The sequence below is a fragment of the Flavobacterium silvaticum genome, from assembly GCF_012911565.1.
In the GTDB taxonomy this organism is placed as follows: Bacteria; Bacteroidota; Bacteroidia; order Flavobacteriales; family Flavobacteriaceae; genus Flavobacterium; species Flavobacterium silvaticum.
On record NZ_JAAMPU010000056.1, the window covers coordinates 1 to 432 of the forward strand.

Below are 432 nucleotides of genomic sequence, written 5' to 3' on the forward strand. Positions count from 1 at the left end.
TCCGTGTGACCAACCAGACCGACTCGTCGGTTCCGGGCCAGGTACAGGAGATCGAGCGTACGCAGAACTACTTCGCCCTGACCATGCTTCCGTACTATTTCTACGGAACGACTTACAGTGTCGAGGTGGCCATCAAGACAAACGGTGTGTTCTCGGGTTACGGCGCTCCGTGTCCGATCTCATCACCGGGGGTTCCGATGATCAACAACTGCGACCAGCATATGGCCCAGCAGAACAGCTACATCTCCACGGCGAGCCTGAACAAGGCCACGGCCTACCGTTTCGAGGTATCCCTTGTGGATGGAAACGACAACCCGGTCTCCTCGCAGATCGTGGACCGTACCCTGTCCTACTTCAACTTCAGCATGGTGCCGGGTTACATACCGGGTGGCAAGTACATGGTGCGCGTGGCCGTGAGGACCACGGGTTACC

Annotated in this window: 1 protein-coding gene; it reads left to right on the plus strand. The window is 57.9% G+C overall.

Annotated features, from left to right (window positions below):
• Positions 1-432: hypothetical protein (locus G6047_RS00200; RefSeq protein ID WP_169525287.1), on the plus strand; the 432-nt coding region annotated here is incomplete at both ends.